The organism is Roseobacter phycocola, from assembly GCF_042055075.2.
Taxonomy (GTDB): Bacteria; Pseudomonadota; Alphaproteobacteria; order Rhodobacterales; family Rhodobacteraceae; genus Roseobacter.
Genome location: NZ_CP194010.1, coordinates 61,409 through 83,084 on the forward strand (window position 1 = coordinate 61,409; position 21,676 = coordinate 83,084).

25 protein-coding genes are annotated in these 21,676 nt (G+C 53.5%); 10 read left to right on the forward strand and 15 right to left on the reverse strand.

What is annotated here, in order from left to right:
- Positions 1–308 precede the first annotated feature (308 nt).
- A complete protein-coding gene (locus AB4K19_RS00620) occupies positions 309–659 on the reverse strand; it encodes a hypothetical protein (RefSeq protein ID WP_375230030.1) in 351 nt (116 codons plus the stop codon).
- Positions 660–863: 204 nt separating this feature from the next.
- Here AB4K19_RS00620 and AB4K19_RS00625 point away from each other — a divergent pair, with 204 nt between their 5' ends.
- From AB4K19_RS00625 to AB4K19_RS00635, 3 genes are all read left to right on the forward strand, one after another.
- A complete protein-coding gene (locus tag AB4K19_RS00625; RefSeq protein WP_375230031.1) occupies positions 864–1,508 on the forward strand; it encodes a hypothetical protein in 645 nt (214 codons plus the stop codon).
- A 5-nt stretch (positions 1,509–1,513) separates the two neighbouring features.
- Entirely contained in the window at positions 1,514–2,761 is a 1,248-nt protein-coding gene (locus AB4K19_RS00630) for a hypothetical protein (protein ID WP_436398699.1), read from the forward strand.
- A gap of 407 nt (positions 2,762–3,168) precedes the next feature.
- Positions 3,169–3,930 carry a hypothetical protein gene (locus AB4K19_RS00635; protein WP_375230033.1) on the forward strand — a complete coding sequence of 254 codons (762 nt, stop codon included), beginning with the start codon at positions 3,169–3,171 and terminating at the stop codon, positions 3,928–3,930.
- Between the two features lie 302 nt (positions 3,931–4,232).
- On the opposite strand, the gene AB4K19_RS00640 is transcribed toward AB4K19_RS00635, so the two are convergent.
- From AB4K19_RS00640 to AB4K19_RS00665, 6 genes are all read right to left on the reverse strand, one after another.
- Complete coding sequence (locus AB4K19_RS00640; protein WP_375230034.1) at positions 4,233–4,706, reverse strand: GNAT family N-acetyltransferase; 474 nt, start codon at positions 4,704–4,706, stop codon at positions 4,233–4,235.
- Between the two features lie 75 nt (positions 4,707–4,781).
- Entirely contained in the window at positions 4,782–5,153 is a 372-nt protein-coding gene (locus tag AB4K19_RS00645; RefSeq protein ID WP_436398701.1) for a VOC family protein, read from the reverse strand.
- 47 nt (positions 5,154–5,200) lie between these two features.
- On the reverse strand, positions 5,201–5,857 hold the full coding sequence (locus AB4K19_RS00650; protein WP_436398703.1) for a methyltransferase domain-containing protein: 657 nt from the start codon (positions 5,855–5,857) through the stop codon (positions 5,201–5,203).
- 50 nt (positions 5,858–5,907) lie between these two features.
- Complete coding sequence (locus AB4K19_RS00655) at positions 5,908–6,327, reverse strand: DUF6326 family protein (protein ID WP_375230037.1); 420 nt, start codon at positions 6,325–6,327, stop codon at positions 5,908–5,910.
- Between the two features lie 62 nt (positions 6,328–6,389).
- On the reverse strand, positions 6,390–7,046 hold the full coding sequence (locus AB4K19_RS00660; RefSeq protein WP_375230038.1) for a DUF2306 domain-containing protein: 657 nt from the start codon (positions 7,044–7,046) through the stop codon (positions 6,390–6,392).
- A gap of 34 nt (positions 7,047–7,080) precedes the next feature.
- Positions 7,081–7,701 (reverse strand): class I SAM-dependent methyltransferase, encoded by a 621-nt coding sequence (locus AB4K19_RS00665; RefSeq protein WP_375230039.1) that lies wholly within the window; start codon positions 7,699–7,701, stop codon positions 7,081–7,083.
- 189 nt (positions 7,702–7,890) lie between these two features.
- Here AB4K19_RS00665 and AB4K19_RS00670 point away from each other — a divergent pair, with 189 nt between their 5' ends.
- Positions 7,891–8,805 carry a LysR family transcriptional regulator gene (locus AB4K19_RS00670; protein ID WP_375230040.1) on the forward strand — a complete coding sequence of 305 codons (915 nt, stop codon included), beginning with the start codon at positions 7,891–7,893 and terminating at the stop codon, positions 8,803–8,805.
- Positions 8,806–9,111: 306 nt separating this feature from the next.
- Here AB4K19_RS00670 and AB4K19_RS00675 read toward each other — a convergent pair whose 3' ends face one another.
- Together AB4K19_RS00675 and AB4K19_RS00680 are read right to left on the reverse strand one after the other, a co-directional pair.
- Positions 9,112–9,990: a peroxiredoxin family protein gene (locus AB4K19_RS00675; protein WP_436398705.1), complete on the reverse strand. Its 879-nt coding sequence runs from the start codon at positions 9,988–9,990 to the stop codon at positions 9,112–9,114.
- Positions 9,991–10,108: 118 nt separating this feature from the next.
- Complete coding sequence (locus tag AB4K19_RS00680; protein ID WP_375230042.1) at positions 10,109–10,774, reverse strand: peroxiredoxin-like family protein; 666 nt, start codon at positions 10,772–10,774, stop codon at positions 10,109–10,111.
- Positions 10,775–10,946: 172 nt separating this feature from the next.
- Between AB4K19_RS00680 and AB4K19_RS00685 the strand changes: the two genes are divergently transcribed.
- Positions 10,947–11,831, forward strand: coding sequence for a LysR family transcriptional regulator (locus tag AB4K19_RS00685; RefSeq protein ID WP_375230043.1), 885 nt, complete (start codon positions 10,947–10,949; stop codon positions 11,829–11,831).
- Positions 11,832–12,066: 235 nt separating this feature from the next.
- On the opposite strand, the gene AB4K19_RS00690 is transcribed toward AB4K19_RS00685, so the two are convergent.
- The gene (locus AB4K19_RS00690) at positions 12,067–12,600 is read right to left on the reverse strand and encodes a Crp/Fnr family transcriptional regulator (RefSeq protein ID WP_375230044.1); all 534 of its coding nucleotides are present in this window, start codon (positions 12,598–12,600) and stop codon (positions 12,067–12,069) included.
- Between the two features lie 355 nt (positions 12,601–12,955).
- On the opposite strand from AB4K19_RS00690, the gene AB4K19_RS00695 reads away from it, so the two are divergent.
- Positions 12,956–13,807, forward strand: coding sequence for a 3-methyl-2-oxobutanoate hydroxymethyltransferase (locus AB4K19_RS00695; RefSeq protein WP_375230045.1), 852 nt, complete (start codon positions 12,956–12,958; stop codon positions 13,805–13,807).
- A 53-nt stretch (positions 13,808–13,860) separates the two neighbouring features.
- A complete protein-coding gene (locus tag AB4K19_RS00700) occupies positions 13,861–14,484 on the forward strand; it encodes a class I SAM-dependent methyltransferase (RefSeq protein ID WP_375230046.1) in 624 nt (207 codons plus the stop codon).
- A gap of 2 nt (positions 14,485–14,486) precedes the next feature.
- On the opposite strand, the gene AB4K19_RS00705 is transcribed toward AB4K19_RS00700, so the two are convergent.
- The 4 genes from AB4K19_RS00705 to AB4K19_RS00720 all read right to left on the reverse strand — a co-directional run bounded on the left by AB4K19_RS00705 (position 14,487) and on the right by AB4K19_RS00720 (position 16,920).
- A complete protein-coding gene (locus AB4K19_RS00705; RefSeq protein WP_375230047.1) occupies positions 14,487–14,969 on the reverse strand; it encodes a MerR family transcriptional regulator in 483 nt (160 codons plus the stop codon).
- Between the two features lie 24 nt (positions 14,970–14,993).
- Positions 14,994–15,224 (reverse strand): nitrate/nitrite transporter NrtS, encoded by a 231-nt coding sequence (gene nrtS / locus AB4K19_RS00710; RefSeq protein ID WP_375230048.1) that lies wholly within the window; start codon positions 15,222–15,224, stop codon positions 14,994–14,996.
- A 206-nt stretch (positions 15,225–15,430) separates the two neighbouring features.
- Positions 15,431–16,063: a tyrosine-type recombinase/integrase gene (locus tag AB4K19_RS00715; protein ID WP_375230049.1), complete on the reverse strand. Its 633-nt coding sequence runs from the start codon at positions 16,061–16,063 to the stop codon at positions 15,431–15,433.
- 203 nt (positions 16,064–16,266) lie between these two features.
- On the reverse strand, positions 16,267–16,920 hold the full coding sequence (locus AB4K19_RS00720) for a hypothetical protein (protein ID WP_375230050.1): 654 nt from the start codon (positions 16,918–16,920) through the stop codon (positions 16,267–16,269).
- Positions 16,921–17,450: 530 nt separating this feature from the next.
- Here AB4K19_RS00720 and AB4K19_RS00725 point away from each other — a divergent pair.
- A complete protein-coding gene (locus AB4K19_RS00725) occupies positions 17,451–18,287 on the forward strand; it encodes a DMT family transporter (RefSeq protein WP_375230051.1) in 837 nt (278 codons plus the stop codon).
- Positions 18,288–18,534: 247 nt separating this feature from the next.
- On the opposite strand, the gene AB4K19_RS00730 is transcribed toward AB4K19_RS00725, so the two are convergent.
- Positions 18,535–19,434: a LysR family transcriptional regulator gene (locus AB4K19_RS00730; RefSeq protein WP_436398707.1), complete on the reverse strand. Its 900-nt coding sequence runs from the start codon at positions 19,432–19,434 to the stop codon at positions 18,535–18,537.
- Between the two features lie 94 nt (positions 19,435–19,528).
- Here AB4K19_RS00730 and AB4K19_RS00735 point away from each other — a divergent pair, with 94 nt between their 5' ends.
- Positions 19,529–20,323, forward strand: a complete 795-nt coding sequence (locus AB4K19_RS00735) for an aldo/keto reductase (protein ID WP_375230053.1) — start codon at positions 19,529–19,531, stop codon at positions 20,321–20,323.
- A 1-nt stretch (position 20,324) separates the two neighbouring features.
- Entirely contained in the window at positions 20,325–20,543 is a 219-nt protein-coding gene (locus tag AB4K19_RS00740) for a hypothetical protein (RefSeq protein ID WP_375230054.1), read from the forward strand.
- The last annotated feature ends 1,133 nt before the right edge of the window (positions 20,544–21,676 follow it).

Below are 21,676 nucleotides of genomic sequence, written 5' to 3' on the forward strand. Positions count from 1 at the left end.
TCAACGAGCGCTTGAAGGACGTATCGAACAAACCACGCGAAAAAACTAGAGCTCGAAGACGAGCGAGACAAGGAGAAGGATCAAGGGGTCGAGCAGGATCGGGATATCGACCGGGGGCCAACTCATGGGCTTTAGCTTTTAGCGGCCCTTGCGACTTACTTTGGTGTCTTTAGGAAGCCGCAAAAATAAAGTGGAAACTATACGTGGGGTCGGTCAAAAAAAGAGTGTGCTGATTTGCGCTTATGACAAAGCGCAACATATTTCGCTGCGCCAACAAAAAGTGAGCGCAGCGAAACGAATAGAGAGTTCTAGTTCAAAAGAGCGGACACGCGATTTGCTGGTGCCTCATCTCCTCGGATTTTTGCCAGTTCTTCTCTTAGTGAACCTCTGATCCAATCAGCTGCCTTGTCCCAGACAGCATTGTGCGGCGGAGCACTAGCGCCAGCTATCCAGCGATGAGCCGTGGAAGGACTGACCTTCATGTCGGCCGCAAAGCGAGAGACGTTCAGATTACATCCGTCAAACGCGGCCTGCATAATATCAGTGAACTCCTCCCTGCTGAGAACGGCAGAAGTTTCTAAGATGCTATCTAGCTGCATCATCATGGACTCTCTCGTTTTCCAGATTGCGGAAGTTGAGAGTGCAACACGCTTGGTCATCGTGACCTCCAAAAAAGTATGATCTGTCGCCGCCTGAAGCTAGCGATTGCCGGAATCGGCGGTGACTCATCCTGAAAAGTTAGTTGTTTAGCGTGCGCGAGTCAATGCACTACGCAACAATTTTGCATATTGGGTGACTCTTGCACTCTGGAGCAATGTGTCGTATAGTATAGATTGTTGCTGACGAAACTGAGGGACGGCCAAGTGTACAAGATAATGTTCGTTGATCCTGACGATGCAGCGACCAAGGCTGAAGTACTGGCTTTTGTTAGCGAAAAATCCACGGGCGGCATCCGTGCGCGCGAAGATTGGGTGCTCGAGAAAGCGATCAGAACAGGTGAGGTTCTGATCATGCGGCAAGGCCAGCGGTTGGCTGGTGTAAGTTTCGTCTACGAATTCCAAGACCTAAGTAACAAAACTGCCTCCTTCTTGGAGATGGGCACGATGCTCATTCCAGACGCGGAGGATAATGGCTACAGATTGCAAGAGATGATAGCCGTCATCCACATGTTTAACATGGCATACATGAACGATAGGTGGCCTATCGTGTTTGCAGTTGTTGAAGACAATACGGCTTCCGCACATATTTTAACCAAGTATGTTAAGATGAAAAGATGGGAGCCGGTTGAAGACCTTTGCCTACTCCGTGAGCAGTCAGGCACTCCATTCAACCCTAATAAAACTACCCTTATCGCAGAAAGGGCGGCTATACTAGCCGCCCTTTCTAAGATTGAGAGTTTGTTAATTGAAGAAAACAGACTACGGTCCAACAAAAATAATGTCGAAATTGAGGTGGATGTTCATCCAATCAATACTGAGACGCTACGGATAGCGCGATCAGGAGGATAGCCGATATGGCCGACTTGCAGTCACAAATCACTCGAGAGCGAGACGGCTTTCACAAGCTGCCGAGAGTCGCAAAGACAGTTCTGCAATCCCGAGCATACAAAGAGAAAGTTCGCGAACTTGAAGTGAAGCATCATCACGATCAGTTGGCGCATGCAGAGGCATCCATTGAAAGAACCTTGCGCCAAAGTGGCTTCAAAAGGCTGCTACAGGTAAGCCATAGGGTTGACGAGAAGGCGTGTTTGCCTGGAAGGCTGGGATCGCGCGAGCTGTTTGAGTTCGAATCGGGATTTGTGATGATCCTCTACAGGGTGGAGGCTTTTCTGATCGAGCCAAAAATTATTCTAATTGATTTTTATATTTTTGATCCTGATGACGGAGAAGAGTTAACTGATGGAGTTTGCCCTAAAGACTATTTCTTCGGTCGGAGAGTTACTTCAGAAAATAGGCTGGTTAGGTCTGCAATTCGCAGCATAGCATGGAGAATAACTAGCCTCACGGCGTTCATGATTTCTTGTGTTGGGTGGTGTCATATCATTATCTCCTACGTTTTTGTTCTCATACAAAGCCCTATTAGAAAATTGGAGTTCCTTTTGTTGAGAGGGAATACCAATTCAGAATTCGGTGGAATGATATCTGCTAGAAACTTTAGGGAAATATCAAGGAGCGAGGAGGAGTTGCAAGATAGGATTGAGAGCATCCTGCGGTTAAGGAAATGTGCTTCCTCCAGCATGCTGAGAAACTCTGATCGAATTGAATTCGCTCGGCATATGGCTATCTGTTCATATAGGAGAAATTCCAAAGTTCGTAAGAAATATCTAACAGGATTGCACGGGGTGGAGAGCGCATTCCGAACAGTCATCTTCACGGGTTTTATCCAGGAGTTAGACGTTGAAGACCGCAATCTGCTCTTGGGAAGAGTAGGCGTTTTGGTCCGGTATTCCCGCACTCGCCAAGGATCGGCACCAAAAGTGTTCTTAAATTGTCCGCATGGAAGAGTGTCACATTTTGTGGGATCTTATCCAACTTGTGCACATACCAGCTCGGCGAAGATGTCATCTCCATCGATGTGGAAGACAAAATTTGGACCTTGCCAGGCTAGTTCAGACGCCGCGGACTCTCCTTCTGTTCTAGAGGTCGTGATGGCTGTAAGAGTTATATTGTCGTGCAATAAGATGAGCGAAGAAGGGCGGGTGACGTTAGTTCGAAAAATTCTTGAACAAAGAGTAAAAGAAGAGCTTCAACACCGCGTGTAGCCCTCAACGCTTTTGATCATCAGCGCTCCCTGAACGGTCCGCGATACGACGAACCGTTCAGGGAGCGCGAATGTTCCTCAAAAAAAATCAGAAACTCTTAACTTGGACTGCTTCTTGTTTGCCGGTTCGGTGTCGGTGGATTCCTGCGTTCTCTTTAGTAAGTAGATACCACAGATATGGGTATAAGTCTAGGGAAAACTATAAAATATCTTTTTAAAACAACATGTTATAGTGTCTTTGGGCGTTTCGCAGTGTCTTCTTGTCTCACTAAATGACTCTATCCATTAAGTTTTGTCAGAGTAGAGACAAACCTTGCTGTTCTAGTGGAATTTTGTCCCGAACATAGAAAAGTGTCGCGAACATGGAAATTTTGTCCTAGACGTATCTGAACTGTCTTGGGGTGGGATATGGTGGACGAGGAGTTTCTTAGCGAAGCTTGGTACAAAATTTGCGAATTTGTAAAGTATCGTACAAGTGAAATGTCGGCTAGCGACACAAAGGAATATCTAGATTTTTTGGCTTTCTATATCGGCACAAGCCGCAAGTCGATTGATCGATGGATTGAGAACGGTTTGCCTAGAACGGTTTTCAAAAACTCAGCTTCTTCCTCGGCGATTAGACGCCTTTATAGCTACGTTTCAAAATCAGAGAATGGAAACTGGCGGCTAGCGGAGGCTATTGGCGGAGCTCTTCAATTGAAGAACTCCGATTTTGGTCATCTGTTGAACTATGAAGGTGACTTCAGCATCTTTCGAAAAGGGAAGACCGAACTGATCGAAGGAAGGATGACTATCACAAATGCGAACGGCGATGAACCGTGGATGCACTATCATGAGTCGTTACAGGACGGCGTTCTATATCGCCATCAGGGTCCTATCTATCACTACAACGGTCGCATTTACATGCTTGGTGTTGGCGTGACCGACATCGAGAAGTACTTTCGGCCGATGATTTTCAAGGTGCAGGATCATCCCCATACATCAGTGACTTTCGGGATTTTGTTGACTGAGCTTTCGGAGTCGTACAAGCCGTTATCAGCAAAGGTAGCATTGGTTAGTCGAAAAGACCGTAGGGTCGATGATCCAGAATTCCGGGAAGTGCTGGATCAACGGCTTAAGATAGAGTCAGATACCAATGTGATCTATGGCGAGCAAGCTACGCGTTTGTAGTATCATTTTGCCTGTATGTTCCGGCTCCACGAACTAGCTTCCCGAAGCCCAAAACGGTCGTTTATGGCCGCTAGAACCGGCCCGTGCAGGATCAAACTCTTAGCCAAGACGAAAACCCCCGCCAGAACTTTTGCAATTTTGGCAGGTTTTTGTCTCGGTTGAGGCGACGCGTCCAAAACCTTCTGTCAATGTCTGCTTACGGGAAGCTGCGGTGCAGCACTGAACCGCACACTCAGCGTCCGGTATAGGCCGCGAGTTACGACACTCTGAACCTGGGATGTGCCAGAAATCGGACAATTCCGTCATCCTGTCAAAAGTTGAAATTTGAGGAAGGTCGCCCCGTCATAATCGACTTCGCCAACCCGCCAAGCACCAATTCTGTCGAGTGCCCGCAGGTTCGTGCGTGACGGTGGTAAAAGGAAGGTCACATACGGGATGCGTTCATCGGAAATTGCAAAGTCGATCGCCTTTCGCGAGATACGCGGCCCGAGGCCAAACGTGTCGGGCCGCAAGACCAGTCCGAAATCCCACTCGGCCCCTTCTTTTTGAAATCCACCCCAGCCGACATATCGATCATCGGACAAGAATGCCCAATGTCCAAGTCCGTCACGGTGCCAACACTCTTCCTTTTTGGCGACAAACCGCGCCACTGTTTCGGCATTCCAACTAAATTTCAGAAGCGGCATATGCTCGGCGACACGCGGGTCGGACATGTGCGCCAAGATTTCGGCTGGGTCAATTTCCGACAATCGGACGAATTTTATTTCAGATTTCATTGCGGCGTCTTTCGATGTGCTCGTCGCTCATTGTCAGCTGGACAAGATTTTTTTCAGCCAACTCTTTGCCTGGCGTCACGCTGGGACATAGGCATTCAGTTTGTTGCCATCCAGATCCCGGAAATATCCTCCGTAGAAACCATGATCTCCGCGTGGGCCGGGGGGTCCCTCATCTGTTCCGCCAAGTTCGAGGCACTTGGCGTGAAGCGTATCGACGGCTTTTCTGTTGGTCATTTTCAATGCGACCATCACCCCGTTTCCAACGCTTGCCGGTTCCCCATTGAATGGACAAGCAAGGCATAACGCAGGCTCGGCCCTTGAGCGGCCCCATGCGGCCATATCGCCGTGTTTCCAAAGGCGGTTTGCACCCACGCTCGAAAACAAGGCGTCGTAGAATTTCAGCGCGGCCCCGAAGTTGTTGGTTCCGAGGGTAACATATCCGATCATACTTGATCTCCGTAATTCTGTGGGCGTCATTTCAACTCTAAGCCCGGCTAAAAAGACGCCTGGGTTGCTGCGCCAGACCGCCTTGCAAGTAAGGTCGAGGCCGGACCATGGCTCGGAATTGCCCGCACTTCAAAATTTTCGAAACGCTCGATTGCCTGCATCAATCGGGAGCGGGACATAAAACGGCCGGTCCCGCGAAACAAAAGCGCCTGGCGCATTAGGCTGTCGGCAAGACCACGGGCAGGCTCATCCGCGCAAAACGCGAGACAAAGAGCGCCACCGGCTCGAACAACCCTGCAAAGCTCAGTCAAAGCCAGATGGGGATCGGGGACGGTTTCCAGAGCCCAAGCACAGGTCACAAGATCGAATGCGCCATCCTCAAACGGCAAGGACTCCAACCGTCCTTGTATCTTTGGCACAGGAATATCGGCGCAGCTCGCAAGCATGGCCGCGGACGGGTCGAGAAGGGTCATCAAATTCGGGGGCATACCCTCGGCAATCAATGCACGTGCCAGATTGCCGGTGCCGCAGCCAGCATCCAAAAACTTCGAATTCGGCGTCGCAAGTGCACGCACCAGGCCTTCCAGGGCGGCCTGCGCCTCGCCGCCTGCATGACGCAGCCAGCGATGATGAAGTTTGTCATAGCGAGGTGCGAGCCTGTCATAAAGATCGACCGGATCGCTTATAGGCGTTTCTGCCAACATCTCTTTGGTCCTATTACTCATTCATAGTGTCCGCGGTGCGCACACGTTCTTTACGAAGAACTTGCGTTGGATTGCGGCGCGGTGTGTTCGTGCTCGGGCCACATCCATGCGGTCCAGAGAATTGCCATTAGAGCCGCGATCTCGATGACGAGGTGAAAGATGTCATCCATGTCGGTAGGGGGCGAGGAAAGGAGCGTACCCGTCGTGAAGATCGCTGCAAGAAAGGTGACAGGGCGACCGATCCTGCGGGTTAGCAGGAGCGAAAAGAGCACCATCGCAATCGGCACTTGGACGAGGAAACCGCCCAAAAGCATCAGCCCTTCGGTGATCTCGATGCCGTTGTAATGGCCTGTCAGCAGCATCTCGATATGGGACGCGAGGACAAACTGGTGAATATCGCGAAAGATGATGTTGAGCAGTATGAACAGCCACAGGGCCGAAAGAAGAATATGGGAATCGAGCCGTCTCATTTTGGTGTCTTCTTTCTGTGTTTCTGGAGTTTGCCGGTATCAGGCCGGGAGCACGACCGGGTTCAGATCACCGCGCCGGATGTGCGCGTTGCAAAGGCGCGGCGGATCATTAGTTCCGCAATCGCAAGGTTGATGGCCCACGCCCCGACCATCAGGACGTCACGGGAAAACCCCGACGGCTCAGTGTCAAAGAGGCCCATCGTGACCAGAAAGAGCGCGGTCTGCGTTGAGGCCCCTTGGCCGATGGCATAAGCGCGCAGCATCGCAGCGCGGTGCGCAGCGACGTTTCGCGACCGGATCGCGACGACGGCCCATGCGATGAGGGCGACCATCGCGAGGCTAAGCGTGACCCTCGCCCCATAAAGCAATGGTCCCTGCAGGGCGTCGGGAAATACGTAAGCTACGGTCATCCATAGCCCGGTAAGCGCGCTGACGCATCCAGTGGCCGCCACGATCCGCCCGAGGATCCTGTGCAAGGCGGGGCGGTAGCGCCTCAGGCTCGGCAGAAACTGCACAGCCCCCACAAGGCAGAAAACTGAACTGCCGAGAATATGCAATGTGATCGGGAGGGGATCGATCACCGCACGCGGGTTTGGCGGTATGATCGCCGGAGTGCCGAGAAGTTCCGGAAGCCGGACCAGACCGACGACTGCCGGAATGAAAGAGTAGAGGAACACGAGGGCAAGGAACGCCCATTCGCGACGGCTGATAAAGTGCATGCTTCGGTCTCTCAGAACAAGGTGTCGGTCTGCCTCAGGCGGGCTTGCGCGCGACGATAAAGGGGCTCAGTCGGTTCTTTCCGAAGTACCCCGTCTGCGCGATTTCGAACTCGGCCCGGAACAGGTGCCGGGTCAATTCAGCGTGACTCAAGATGATCACATTAGGCGCGATCCGCAGGGCCATGAGCACACGAACCATGGCTCGCATCCAGCGCGGCGCGTCCTTCAGACAAACCGTCTTGGAAATGAAATGACCGCCGGGTTTCATTTGGTGGAATGCTGAATCCAGCACGATGGGTATGTCATCCACCAGATGAAGCAGGCTGAACGCGCAAATGACCTCGAACGGTTGGCCAGGAATGTCTTGCGCCGCCTCCGCCTGAAGGAATTCTGGTGTTCCTGCGGCATCGCCGCCTGAACGTGACCGGGCGATCCGGATCATCTCGGCAGAGAGGTCGGTTGCGGTCACATGAGCGACGAGAGGCGCGATCTTACTCGCCGTTCCGCCTGTCCCGCAGCCGATTTCAAGAACGCGATCGGTCGATCGAAGAAGCGCAGTGACGCATTCCAGCTTTTCTTCGTAGGCGGTGACATCGGCGATGGGCTTTTTTGCGTACTTGGGCGCATGCCGGTGCCAGAAGGCTTGGGCAGTCATGTCGGTTTCCTTTGCATGTTACACTTCAGGTTTGAAGCAGCGCGGATGTGCCAGTCGTAAGAAACTGCGGAATACATTGTGTCGCTTTCGGTTGCCGAGATCGGGCCGATCCCGTTTCGCAGCCGGTATCATCCATGCGCTCATGAAAGGTCGATTGCTTAAATTCGTCCACCTGCTATACGCTCATGAATGAACTGGCAGGCCGTCTCCTTCGATTGGAACCAGGTACGCGCCTTCCTCGCGACAGCGGAAGAAGGCTCGTTCAGCGGCGCGGCGCGCGTGCTGAAGACAACACAGCCGACGATAGGACGGCAGATCGGTGCGTTGGAGGAGGCACTTAGCGTCACGCTGGTAGAACGTAGCGTCCGTGGTCTTACCTTGACGGAAGCAGGACGCGACCTGATTGATCACATGCGCACGATGGGCGAGGCTGCAACGCTCATCTCGATGGTGGCCGACGGTAAATCTCAGGATGTCACCGGAGAGGTCGCGGTCACGGGAACGGACCTCTTGTCAGCAGCGATCCTGCCGGGTGTGCTCAAGCCGTTGAGACAGATGGCGCCTGGCATCCGCGTCCGCATTCTTGCGTCGAGTGAGATGCAAAATTTGACGCAGCGCGAGGCGGACATCGCGATACGCCACGTCCGCCCGGATCAGCCGGACCTGATCGCACGGCACTTGGGCGACTTTCGCGCCAATCTCTATGCCGCGACCGACTATCTCGATCGTGCAAGCCGCCCACGGACACCGCGCGATGTGGCTGCACTCGATTTCGTCGGCAATGCCGACCCCGAGCGGCTAATGGCCCCACTGCACAACATGGGCGTGCCCGTTCGCGCAGAGAGCTTCGTGATGTCGAGCGAGAGCGGTGTCGTCGCATGGGAAATGGTGAAAGCGGGCTATGGCATCTCTATGCAGCCCGAAACGTTGGGCGAGGCTGAACCTGGCATAGAGAAGGTCTTGCCGGATTTCCCTTCGCTTGAGTTTCCAATCTGGCTGGTCACCCATCGGGAGTTACAGACCAGCCGTCGTATCCGGATCGTATTCGACCTGCTGGCCCGGGGTCTGTCAGACGTTGCGAAGCGCCGAAGTGGTGGCGATTAACAGGTGCAAAAGCGCCGAACCCGGAGCAAGTAAGGTCGCGTGGCAATAGTTGAAACTGCGCTTGCACGAGTTCGTTTTATCCGATGAGTCTACGTTAATGTTGGAGATGCTGCGCAATCGATCAACTTCCGCTTTGGGGAAGCTGCAATGCGGCAACTTATCTCGCGATGAACGGCTGGTTTGGGCCGAGCAAAGACACCGACTTTTGTTGCATCCTCAACTGTGACTACTCTCATACACCTTGCGGGAACAAGAAAGCACCGCGACACAAGTCCGCGGTGCTTTGTGGGTGGATTGCTTTGGCCGTTATTCAGCAGCCATCGCGGTCACGTTGCTGGGTGTTTCGAAAACGCCCAGGAATGTGTCTGGGTGTGGACGGCGGCGGTAGTTGTCGGTCTCGTCGCCGAAGGTCACGTTGCCTTGCTCATCCAGTGCGATGACAGTCGCCATCACGGTATCGCTCGGGTAGCCGGGCATACCGGACGGAGCGCCGCCCATATCTTCGATGCCGAGGGCCTTGGCTGCGCGGAGATCTTCGTCCTGCAGGATTTCGAAGTGTGCAGGCAGGTCCATGTCCTTCGCCAGCTTAGCAGAGTTGTCAAAGCCTTGGTTGGAGATGAATTTCACCTTCACGCCGTTTGCAGCCAGACGGTCAGCTTGCGCTTTCACGTCCTTGAGCTGGTTCATGCAGAATGGGCACCAGTTCGCGCGGAAGAAGACCAGCAGCGTTTTGTCACCGGTGAATTCCGAAAAAGACACGGGCGTCTGATCAAGGCGGTGCAGCGGCAGCTCAGGCAATGCCTGGCCTTTCACAATAGCCTTGCTCGGGGTGCGCTTGTAGTTCGAGAAGATGTGTATGTACCACTGCATGGACAACGCGCCATAAAGGGCCAGACCGACGGAGGTGTATTCTGCCGCAGCCTCCGGACCACCGCGACCGAAGAGCGTGTACGCCACGAAGGCAACAGCGGCCAGATTGATCAACTGGATCGCAGGCAGGTTTTTCGAGGTCCGGGAGAGGCCAAGGGCACCGGCCAGAACCATCAGGAAGAATGGCATGGTGAAGGTGGCGAAGAATGTGCCGATCCAAATGGGATCATAACCGGAGTACCAGAACATAACGCCGGAGCCGACGCCTGACAGCATGTTGGTCATGATGTATGGGAGAATGAGTTTGCCTTTCATTGGTCTCGTCCTTTCGAGTTCGAATTATTGGTCCTGCGGCCGCCTGGCGGCTCGCGTGTTGCAGGGAGCTTGGAATTGGTGAGATGCGCGGCCCGACCTGCGGGCCGCACGGGTAGCATTATTCAGCGGAAACAGAGGCAGCGAGGTTGTCGAGAACCGGGAACAGATCGGCAGGCTCAGGACGGCGGGTGTAGTCGGGGTTCACTTCCGCGTAGGCGATGCTGCCATCGGTATCGACGACGTAGCGGGCAGGTATCGGCAGGTTCCACTGACCGTCGCCATGGATGCGCGGCAGGTGCACACCAAAGCCGTCGTGCACAGGGATCACGTAGTCCTGCAGGGTCCAGCGAATGCCAAACTTTGCAGCCAGCTCACCATTCTTGTCCGTCAGGATCGGGAAGCTCAGCTCATTGTCTTTCTGGGATTTTCGGCTGTCGGCGGCACCCTGCATTGAGATGGCTACGAGGGTTGCACCACGGGCCAGGATGTCTTCGGAAACAGCTTCTAGGGCCTTCAGTTCGATGTTGCAGTATGGGCACCACACACCACGATAGAAGGTCAGAACGACTGGGCCTTTGGCCAGCAGGTCTTTCAGAGCGACTTTGTTGCGATCCGCATCCGTCAGCACGAAGTCAGGCACCATGTCGCCCGCCTTGAGCGCGCGTTCGGCCTGGTCGCTGTCGATCAGCTCTTGGGTGGACCGCCCAAAGGCTTCAAAGGCTTCTGCTGGGGCTTGGGCTTTGAAGGTCTCTTTGAAGGCGTCCAGTTTGTCTTGGAGGGTCATTTTTCATTCCACTTCGAGGGTTTGTGTTGTGTTCAATCGAATGGGCGGCACGTTTCTCAATCCGCCTCGCTCCTTGGATGCCGAGGAAGCGCGCTGCCTGTGCGGACAATATTGAACATTTGATATTTCGTTTGTAGAATGTGGATATGACTAACTGTTATTCATTTTCCAAATGACTGATAACGTTGCTGCGCTTCGTCTTTTTTGCCGTGTGGCACGTACCGAAAACTTCACAGCGGCAGGAAAAGAGATCAGTCTCTCTCAACCCTCCGTTTCCCGAATAATCTCCAAGCTTGAGAAAGACCTTGGTGCCGCTCTGTTTGTGAGAAGCACGCATGCTGTGAAACTGACCGAAGTTGGTGTCAATTATCTGGACAGAGTGGAAGGCATCATCGCATCTCTCGACGAAGCCAATCACCTTGCCCGAGGAGATGGAACTCTAAAGGGACGACTGAGAGTAGGCTGTGCAACCAGCTTTGCGGTCCGAGAGATCATCCCAAGAATCCCAGAATTCGTAGATGCAAATCCTGAGCTGCAAATTGACTTTGTTCTAACGGACACAATGCAGGATCTGATAGATCAGGCAATTGACGTCGCCATTCGGTTTGGTGAGATGGCAGACTCAACGCTGATTGCGCGGAAGATCGGTGAAACCCAACGCATGATTGTGGCATCGCCCGCCTATCTTGAAAAAGCGGGTAGCCCGAAATCACCGTCCGATCTGGCAAGTCATAAGATCATTCTGGGACCCGCGGGAAGAGGTGCTCAAGGTTGGAAGTTCTCAAAGAACGGAAAGGCGCTCTCAGTTAAGGTCGATAGTCCCGTAACCGTCACAGTCAATGAAGCCGCTACTGCTGCTGCAGTTGCTGGGATGGGCATCATCACAACCAGTTACTGGGGATGCAAAGCAGAGCTTAAGACAGGGCAACTCGTTCGGTTGTTTCCAGAATGGGAGATTGGGCTTGTCTCCGTTCATGCCGTTCTGGCGGGTGGGCGCCATGCAAAACCCTCTGCTAAAGCGCTGACAGACTATCTCATCCAGTCATTTAAGGACTAATCCGTTAGACCTGTAACATAAGCAGCAATTCAAAAAACCGCAGAGAAAAGTAGTTTGGTCCGCAGACAGTGAGTTCGAGCTTTCCCCGATTTCGCAATCGCAGCGAATGTCCGAAAGCGGGCTGCGGCTGCAGCATCTTGATCGTATGCTCAACGTCAGCTTTGGGCCGTTAGGAATTGTTATTTGCATGCCAGACCGTAGCGATGCTGCAGACCCTAGGAAGCCCGGATTCGGTTCAATACTGCGTAGGCGACGTCTCTAGCCTATGTGTACAGTTAAGCACGATGTGGCCTCGCCCACACTCCGCTATGCCACGCTTCTCAAGCTCTTTGAGCAGCCTGTTCACCCATTGGCGAGATAGACCAGTTTCAGTTGCCAGCTGAGACTGCGTTGCGATGACTTCCCTCTTGCGATTACCTGATGGTGTTGACCGTGCTAACAATGAAGCAGTCAGACGGCGCAGGCCGTCATCATTGCTTGTGGTGTATTGCAAAGAGTGCGTTGCTTGGTCATGCAATACTGCTACCAAGTTGCTCGCAAATTTCGGAGATGTCGCAAAAGCGATTAGGAGGCTTTGCGGAGTAAAGAAGCACACGGTGGACTGTACAAGCACCCAATGCGCACTCTCGAGCATTGACCCGTCCGCCAACGACAGGACGGCCGGGGCCGAATAAGGAACAGTGGGTTCTTTGCCGTCAACGTCTTCTCGCAGCGCACACAACCCTACGCGGCCACTCAAAAACAAAGCTGTCGTTTCCCCTTCTTTCATAGAGTTTTCGAGCCATGAGTTGCCAGGCACGCAAGTGTGACGCCCGTGAGCAAGAACCCCATCCCATTCCTGCCAAGGCAATCCTTGGCACAAACTCTCTATCTTCCGTTGGGTTTTCAAATGCCCTGGTCTCCCCTTCAAGACACAATCACAACCTTTTACGCTTTCGACTCTGCAAACGATGGACGTTCAGCGCTCAGAGTTTATCTAACTATATTGTTAGATTATGAGCGTACCGAGCAATGTCAACTCTCTTCTCAAGTGTCTCGCATTTCGAACTGTCAACCGCTTGACAGAACCCAACAACAACACGCGCTAGTGTCCCCGTCATCACTATCAAAGGGAGGATCAAGAAGTGACAAAGCGCAGAAAAACAAGGCTAAAGCACCTAGCGGAGAAAGTTGCAAAGGGCGAACGCATAGTCGGAATGGAGTGCCACGACACCCCAAGTGCGATCATCGCAGAAGAGCTTGGCATGGATCTTTTGTGCTGCGGAAGCCCCGGGCCAATGGGCCTGATGGGACACAAATCTATGGCTACTGTAGATTTTGAAGAGCAGCTTTATATGCTGGAAGGGGTTCTTCGCGGTGCGTCCTCCCCATTCATCATCTGCAATATGCCCAATACTACCGCCTGCATCTCAATCGAAGAGTCGGTGCGCAATGCGGCGAGGGTTGTGAAGCTAGGCGCAGACGGTGTGCATATCGAGCCGTCCTTGGGAACCGTCGAGCATATCCGCGCCATTGTTGCAGCTGGCATTCCTGTCGTTGGGCATTTCGGCGTGCAAGGGGAACGCGCCGTTATGAATTCCGGACACGCTCCAGCGGGCCGTACGGCGGAGGAAGCTGCGAGTATTCTAGAGCTTGTCAAAGCCTCGATTGACGCAGGGATATTCGCGGCCTTGTTCGAACACACGTCGGTTGAGCTGACGAAATGGTGTTACGAGAACTTGCCTGTTGCTGTTGCAAGTCTTGGCTCCGGTCCCCATGCGCACGGCATCTTCCATGTCTCAAGCGACATTATTGGCTGTTCGGTCTTTCCAATACCGCCAAAACGAGAAGTTTTCGGCGACGTGATGGGTGAGATGCGCAAAGCGTACACAACGTATTTTGAACGTGCTCAAGGTGGCCAATTCCCGAACCCCGATTTGTCGCATCACATGCACGAAGGCGAAGCTGAGAAGATGAAAAGCCTGTTAAAAATGTGAGCTGCTCCGATGACCCATTGACCCCCTGGGAAGTGTTGTCCTGGATATCTGGGTTGTCGGACCGCAACACGCTTTGCGTGGATTGCGGTGCCGGTACAACTGGCACCGCAAACTTCCTGGCCAAGACCTTCGATCGCTCAATTGCGCTAGATATCAATCCCGTCTTAGGTTCCTGCGCAAAGAACGTCGAAACACTTACACGAAGCGCGAATAGTCTGCCTTTTGATACAGATAGTGTTGATCTTTTGATCTCCGTTCAGGCCTTTCACCACTTCGACCGCGAAAAACACCTATCAGAAGCACTTAAGGTAATACGGCCAGGTGGTGTATTCGCCGCGCTGTGCTGGGGAGAGATTCAGATCCCCGATCCGGTCAGGAACGCCTATGCCTCGGTATTTGACGCCATCGCTCCATATTGGGAAACAGAGCGCGCCGGCGTATTGGCGGGCTACCCTGATCTTTTACTTCCCGGTCAACCGATAGAACTGGCACTGGCGTATCGCAGCAATCGTGTCTCTCTGGATCAGTTCGAAGAAATCATCGCTGGCTGGTCCGGCCTACAATCCGCACTGCGCGCCGGTGTAGATTTGCCGGAGCCAGAAGAGGACAACCTGGATAAACTGGACACATCGTTCGAAGTGCGTTGGCCTTTGATGGGCAAGGTGTTCCTAGTGTAAGGTTAGGTATCGTACCAGATCATCTGAGACAGATCTGTCTTGGGGTCACCTTTCTCCATCGGGCAATCTGGGCAAGTCTTAGCCGAAGGCAAGTTTTGACAGCCACGGCATCCACGGATGATGCGCAAAGTGCGCATGACTTCGTCCTCCAGTTCAAGCATTCTAGCTGCTTGCCCACGGAGTTCATCCGACAAGCTCTCCAAGATATCGGTCATTGCCGCACTCGACATGTCACCCGTTTCGAAGTCACGACGCCTGGTTGCAATGTCCTGGATCGTCGTCACCGGGATATTGAGGGTGCGCATACGATGCGCCAATTTGGCGATTGTGAGACCGGTCTCGGAATAGTATCGCGTTCCGCCGTTCGAACGGATCGATGAGATAATCCCCATCTCCTCATAGCCTCGCACTGTTCGCACACTCAGACCTGACAGCTCTGCAAGCTCTCCGATCTTGTAAGTTCTCTCACTATTGTTAGACGACATAGGTCTTTTCCACTCTTTGGGCAGTCAGTCCGAGCGATCGTGTCTCGCCCGCAACGCGGCAACTGCTCCATATGTAGCAACGCAATAGGGTACTGCATATGTTAGCAAGCATTTGAAGACATTAACGGGTTCTCCATTCATCATTGCATCGCCCTGATTGATAAGGTTGAGGGCGGTACCAACGATCAGCGCAACCTTCAACGACCGGACGACGGTGTCCCGCTTAAACGCAGTTTCCATTGCAGATCCCTTCATATCTCACATAAATGTAAGATAATTTTTGGAGGAACTCAAATACACTAGGGAAAGAAAATGCCCTTCCTGGCGCATGTGCGGCGAATTGGCTCTATCGCCGACTTCGCTCATGCAGCGAACGGCAGCAATGCGGACTGCGACCGCAGAACCGCAAGAGCGGGTCGGACCGCAGCTTCGGGCCGCCTGCGAAGGCGACCCGTACCACTTTAGATTTCAATTGACTCAGCGATGGCTAGTGCATCTTCCAACTCGACGCCGAGATACCTGACTGTGCTGTCCATCTTGGTATGGCCAAGAAGAAGTTGCACGGCACGAAGGTTACCCGTCTTCTTGTAGATTTGCGTGACCTTGGTTCTCCGCATCGAGTGCGTGCCATAGGCGCTTGCCTCAAGGCCGATATACGTGACCCAATCCCTGACGATCCTTGCATATTGGCGTGTCGAAATGTGCAGCCGCTCATGGAAGCGACCCGGCCAAAGGTACTCTGAGCCGACCATGACTTCATCTTCCATCCACTTCTCTACCGAAGCTCTAGTGCCTTCAGAAATTTCAAAGCGCACAGGTTTCTGCGTTTTGCTTTGCAGGACTGAGGCCCGTTCCTTGATCTGACCTGATGCCATGACATCGACCACTTTCATTCTCACCAGATCACAACCTCGAAGCTTGCTGTCGATCGCCATATTGAAGAGTGCGAGATCGCGATGGTTCTCCGCCAGCTCAAGTCTGACGCGGATCGCCCAGACATGTTTTGGTTTCAGTGGTCGCTTTTGGCCTACAATGCGACCCTTGTACCAAGCTGGGCGCAGAGCGCGAATGGCAGGTAGGTTTGGTGTTTCCATGACTGATCCTCCGATCCGCCATGCCCTCCCAGACGACAACCCGACGTTGACCCCAGCATCATACTACAGGATGCCGCGCCGCATCTGACGTCTGGAATGAGCCCATTTTGCCGAATTTCTGCGGTGCAACTAAAGTCCGCTTTTTGGAAACACAAAATGGCGCGCAGACAATTCGGCTCAAATGTGAACCTTGAGTGACAGAGTTAACCGGGCAACTGAAGGTATTCAGCAAAGTCTTCTGTAAACTCAAAACGGTCAGTATTATTATGCGTCGTTTCGATTATCGCACCATAATTTTGCATCACTTTGAGCATCGGTTTCAAGTTGTCGTGGTCTTCGAAGAAGTAAGAGAAAATCGGATTCTCTGGGTCGCCATTATAGGACCAGTTTTTCGATAGAATTATGAACTCTCGGATAAATGGTTCATTACCAATATCGTTCCGCATTTCCGCTACCAGGCCCGCCATCTTGTCCTCAAGCCTTTGAAAGCTCCTAGACACTACAATGGCAAAGCCGCGAATGCCCAGATACGCCCGCATCTCAGCTAGGGTTTTCCACTCTCTAAGCTGATCAATGGAATGACTGGCGACATCCACGTCCACCAGCCTGCTACAGGTCTGACAGAGCCAAACACCATTTTCGGCAGCGGCCCGTTCCTCGGGAGTCAAAGTAGGATCATACCGCGGCCCGCCCTCAGCGGCGGCAGTAATGTGCGCGGCAACACCAATGCTAGCGCTGTCGTCGGCACCGTCCGGTCCAATAGTCGGACGCAAACAGGCCTGATTTGAACAACGGTATCCTGCACGTTGCGCAATTTTTCTGACTACGGGCGCTCGAAAATCATCACGGTTTGCCATCTTTATATCAATACGACATCAGATGTTATGTGAAAAGCGGTCGTTGTCCCGGTCGGTTGCAAGGTCCGAAAAGTCCGCGATGTGTGAGTTCGATGATGCTCGAAACTCGCGCTTGCAGCGAATGGCCGGTCTGGTGAAAGCCGCAAAGCGGCGGCGTCTGACACGATGAATGGTTGGTTGGGGCCGGGCACTGTCTTAGAGCGGAGAAGCAAAAGCTGGGCCGGCTTCCAATTTGAAGGACATCTTAGTATGTGCGTCTGTGCGGAAAGCGACGCTGGATTGATCGTCTGAGAAATGGACAGCGCTGGCACCACAGAAATGACAGAAGTAACGGTTTTCTTTGTCGCCCTAGTTGAAAGATTCGACTAGGGTCGATTGGATCACTGTCTGAATGTGACGCACTTTTTTGGCGTTGTTGGAAGTCACCGTTTTAACTAGCCGCAAAAGGGGCCTAGTTGCCTTCAAACGAGTCCACCTCTCCCATATCGCGGGCATATCTTGCTGCGCCCAACAATGTGCGAGGCCTGTTGATGATGGGGCTAGGTTTCCTGTTGTTTTCCGTGGCCGACACTCAAGCGAAGTTGCTCACAGATTTCTTCCATCCGGTCCAGATCGTTTGGATGCGCCAGCTCGGGTTACTAACAGGGGTCGTTGTTGCTTTCGCGATGCTTGGCCCGTCAATCTTCGCGACACGTCATCCTGCGCTGCAGTTTGGACGCGGCTTGTTGGCGGTGATATCAGCTGTATGTTTTATTTTCGCTGTGAAGTTTGTTCCGCTTGCGGATGCGATTGCGATCAGTTTCGTAGCGCCTTTTTTAGTCACTGCGATGGGCGCACTTTTTTTGGGTGAAACCGTCGGCCCAAGACGATGGGCCGCCGTAGTCGTCGGGTTCTGCGGGGCCCTGATCGTTATCCGGCCGGGTTTAGGTGTCATGCATCCAGCTGGATTTTTAGTCATTGTGGCCGCAACCGCTTTTGCTGCACGGCAAGTTTTGTCGCGCCATCTAGCAAAGGACGACCGTACGGTGACAACTGTTGCGTTCACGGCACTCGTCAGCACCGTCGTATTGTCTTTGCCACTACCATTTTTCTGGACGACGCCTGAGGTTGGTATGCAATGGGTGCTACTTCTTGGCATGGCTGTATTTGCTGCACTTGGCGAGTTGCTGGTCATCAAATCATTGGAAATCGCGCATGCGTCTGTCCTCGCACCAGTTCACTACAGCCTTTTGATCTGGGGCACCTTTTGGGGTTGGCTGGTCTTTGACCAGTTACCGGACATCTGGACCTGGGTCGGTGCTGTGGTGATCGTCGCCACTGGTTTCTATATCATCCGTCGCGAGCAAATAAAGAAGAGCAGTTGGTGATTGGATCTCCCATCTGAGGTCAGCCCTTGTAGGTAAAGGACCCTGACGAAGGACACCCCGGTTGCAAATGGCTGACGGCTGCTTCGTCTGCAAAACGCTAGTTCGCCATCAACCTCATTCGCCCTCACAGCGAATGTCAGTAATGCGGGCTGCGACCGCAGCGTCGAGAGCCTGGGTCGGATGTCGGCTCTGGGCCGTCCTGAAAAATCCCTTGTGCTAAGCGACGGGAGACGTGACTTCGTCTGCTTCAAACATCGGAACGGAAATTTGAATCACACCAGTACTGGATCGCCTTGCAGAATTGCTCAACGCGTGCGGGCCGCTTCGTTCCTGAAGCCAAAGCTAAGTTGATCGGCAATCGCGCGGCTCTCAGGCTTGGGACCACGTCAATCAGTTTTCCGACTTCAAGGTCTGAGGCGACGAACCAATGCGGCAGGATTGCAATCCCAACGCCCTGCAGTGTGGCTTCGTAGACTGAAAAAATGTTGTCGCTTGCCAATTTCGGCGTGACCGGAAACGTCTTCGGAGTTCCACTCTTGTCAAACAGCTCGATCCGGTTTCCCTCGAAAGGACCGAGTGCCAGCCAGGGCATTGCGTTCAGATCAGTTCCAGCTTGTCGGCCCAGGCAATCCGGCGTCCCAACGACAAGGCGTTCTACCCGCGCCAACTCTCGGACAACAAGGGTATCATCCGGGACAGGACCGACCTTTAGCCAGCAATCGCAGCCTTCCTCGGCAAAGCGGATCGGGTCATCTCGCAACCGCCAATCGATGGTGATGTCGCGATGATCCTTCATGAACCGCGCCGCGGCCCTGATGAAAAGGCTCTGTCCGAGTGCGACCGGAGCGATGACCCTGATGGTGCCCTTAAGCTCACGATCCTCGCTGTGACGATCTTCAATCGCCTCCCACTCCCCTAGCATACGCCGGGCATCCGCCAACAGCGCGAGGCCGTCTGGCGTCAGCGTGACGTCGTGTGTCGTGCGACGGACCAGTACGGCGCCAAGTCGACTCTCCAATGCGGCAAGTTGCCTCGAAACCGACGGTTGCGATGTGCCCAGATCACGCGCGGCCCCGGAGAGCGATTGCCGTTCAGCAATACGAATGAAGGTTTCAAGAAGGGCCAGACGGTCAAAACGAGTGCTCATACGATCAACGTATAATAAACTTACTTTTCATGCTACTACCGCGTCCTGTGGTGATGGGTATGTTCCCGGCAACAGAAACGAAAGGAACCAAGACATGACCAATCACCCAGAAACGACCTTTACATTCCTGAACGGACGGAAGGTGAACCGCATCGGCTACGGTGCGATGCGCCTGACTGGCCAGCCCCGCAATTTCGGCCCCTACGCCGACTGGCAGGGCGGCATTGATCTGCTGCGCCGAGCCCGTGATCTTGGTATTGACCACATTGACACTGCCCGCGCATACGGACCTCATGAGAATGAGAAGCTGATCGCGGACGCGCTGTTAAATGAGGACGGCAGTTACGGTGATATGTTCATCGCCTCCAAAGGCGGTGTCGAAAAAAGTGCCACCAGCCTCACGCGGGATACCTCGGCCCATACGATGAAACGGCATCTCGAAGATAGTCTCGCCAGTCTCCGCACGGACAAGATCGATCTCTACTATGTTCATGCCCCGGACGGGGTCACACCGATTTCTGAGAGCGTGGCAGCACTCGAAAAAATGCGGCAGGCCGGAAAAATCGACATGATCGGGTTGTCCAACGTGTCCCGTGCACAAGTCGAGGAGGCTGTGAGGGTTGCGCCGATTGCGGCAGTCCAAAACCGTTATTCGCCCGCCGATGAGCGCGATGACGCACTGGAAGACCTGATCGACTGGCTGAACGAACAGGGCATCGCGTTTGTGCCGCATGGACCTCTGGGCGCGAACCCAATGAGACAAGGAGCAACGGTGGAACCCGTCGACGCTTTACGCACACTGTTGGCACGGGCTCCGAACGTTCTTGTCATCCCTGGAACCACGACAATCGTGCATCTGGAAGACAACGCTAACGTTTTGGCAGCCTGACATGCGCGGAGTGCTGATTACCTGGGATGCAGCATGGCCAACAATCACGGTCCTGCTGTTCGCCCTGGAAGACATGCTTGGACATTGGCCACTTGCTCTCCGGACGCTTGTTCTGACCGGGCTCATGGTCCCTGCAATGTCCCTCCTGATCGTTCCGGCTCTGTACCGGTTGCTGGATCGAACACACGCAAGCTGGCAATCAGCCGAAGAGACCAGATAAGAAAGTTGTGTATGCACTGGCCGACCATGAACGTGATTGCTGCACGGGTGCAGCTAATGTCTGTGGTGCGGGCTGCGAATTCAGCATCGAAGTCCTGTGCAGGAGGTCGGCTTTGGGCTGATGCAACGCTGGTCGGCACCTTCCAACATCAGGATAATGCGGCGCTTCCGACGTCCGTTAGGAGCCCATCTGTACCCGGTGCCGCGCTGCACACGGAGGTCTGTAACCATAAAGTTCGTGCCAGACTCCATAGGAGAGAGGCCAGCATCAGGCGCACCGTTTTTGGCAGGTTGGATTGGTAACCTGTTTGAGCCGAGGTGGCGGTATCAAACGCTGTTGTAGTAAACTCGTGTGCTGGAAACAGATCAAACAAGTTGCCGTTTTGAAGGGCCGTATCATTTAGCCAATCGGCTCACATACCTGCGTCTTGGTCCACTTGCGCGATGTGCCTCAAGGAGAGTGCAGTTGTGATGATGTGTCTGATGTGCAAAGACATGACTAGCCTTCTTCTTTGGTTGCTTCCGGTTCTTCTAATAGCGGCTCAAGTCGTGTGAGATATGTTTGTCATTCGTCCGCAACCATGTGCTGCCGAGTTGATCTTTGAAATACTCTGATCCCAAAGTCGGCCTCAACCAACGCGACGATATAGATTACCTTCGTCCTTCGTTCCGTCCTCATTCACAGTTTTGAACGCGGCAATCATGTTCCGCAGATTCTGGGCATCGGAACTCAGGGAGGTGCTGACCGCAGTTGTCTCTTCAACCATGGCAGCATTGTGCTGAGTGGTTTGGTCCATCGAGGAAACGGCTGTGATGATTTCCTGCAGCGCGGCTGCTTGTTCCTGGGCCGCATGCGTAATGGTTTCTACGAGGCTAGCGACCGAGATCTCGATATCGCAGCGAATGGCCGCTAAGCGAGTTGCGTCCGCAGCATCCCGAAAGTTCGTTCAAGGTCTGGCATGGGCCGACTGCGGCCATCAAACGCCTCGCGATGCACTCGGTTTTGCTGCAGACCTGCTGCTGCGACGCCGCAAGGCGGCCGAGAGCCCAAAGTGGTCGTTTGGATTTTAGTAGATTGAGTCTTGCACGGGCCTGAAACACATTTGTAGGGATCAATTGTCTGAGGGCTGCGAT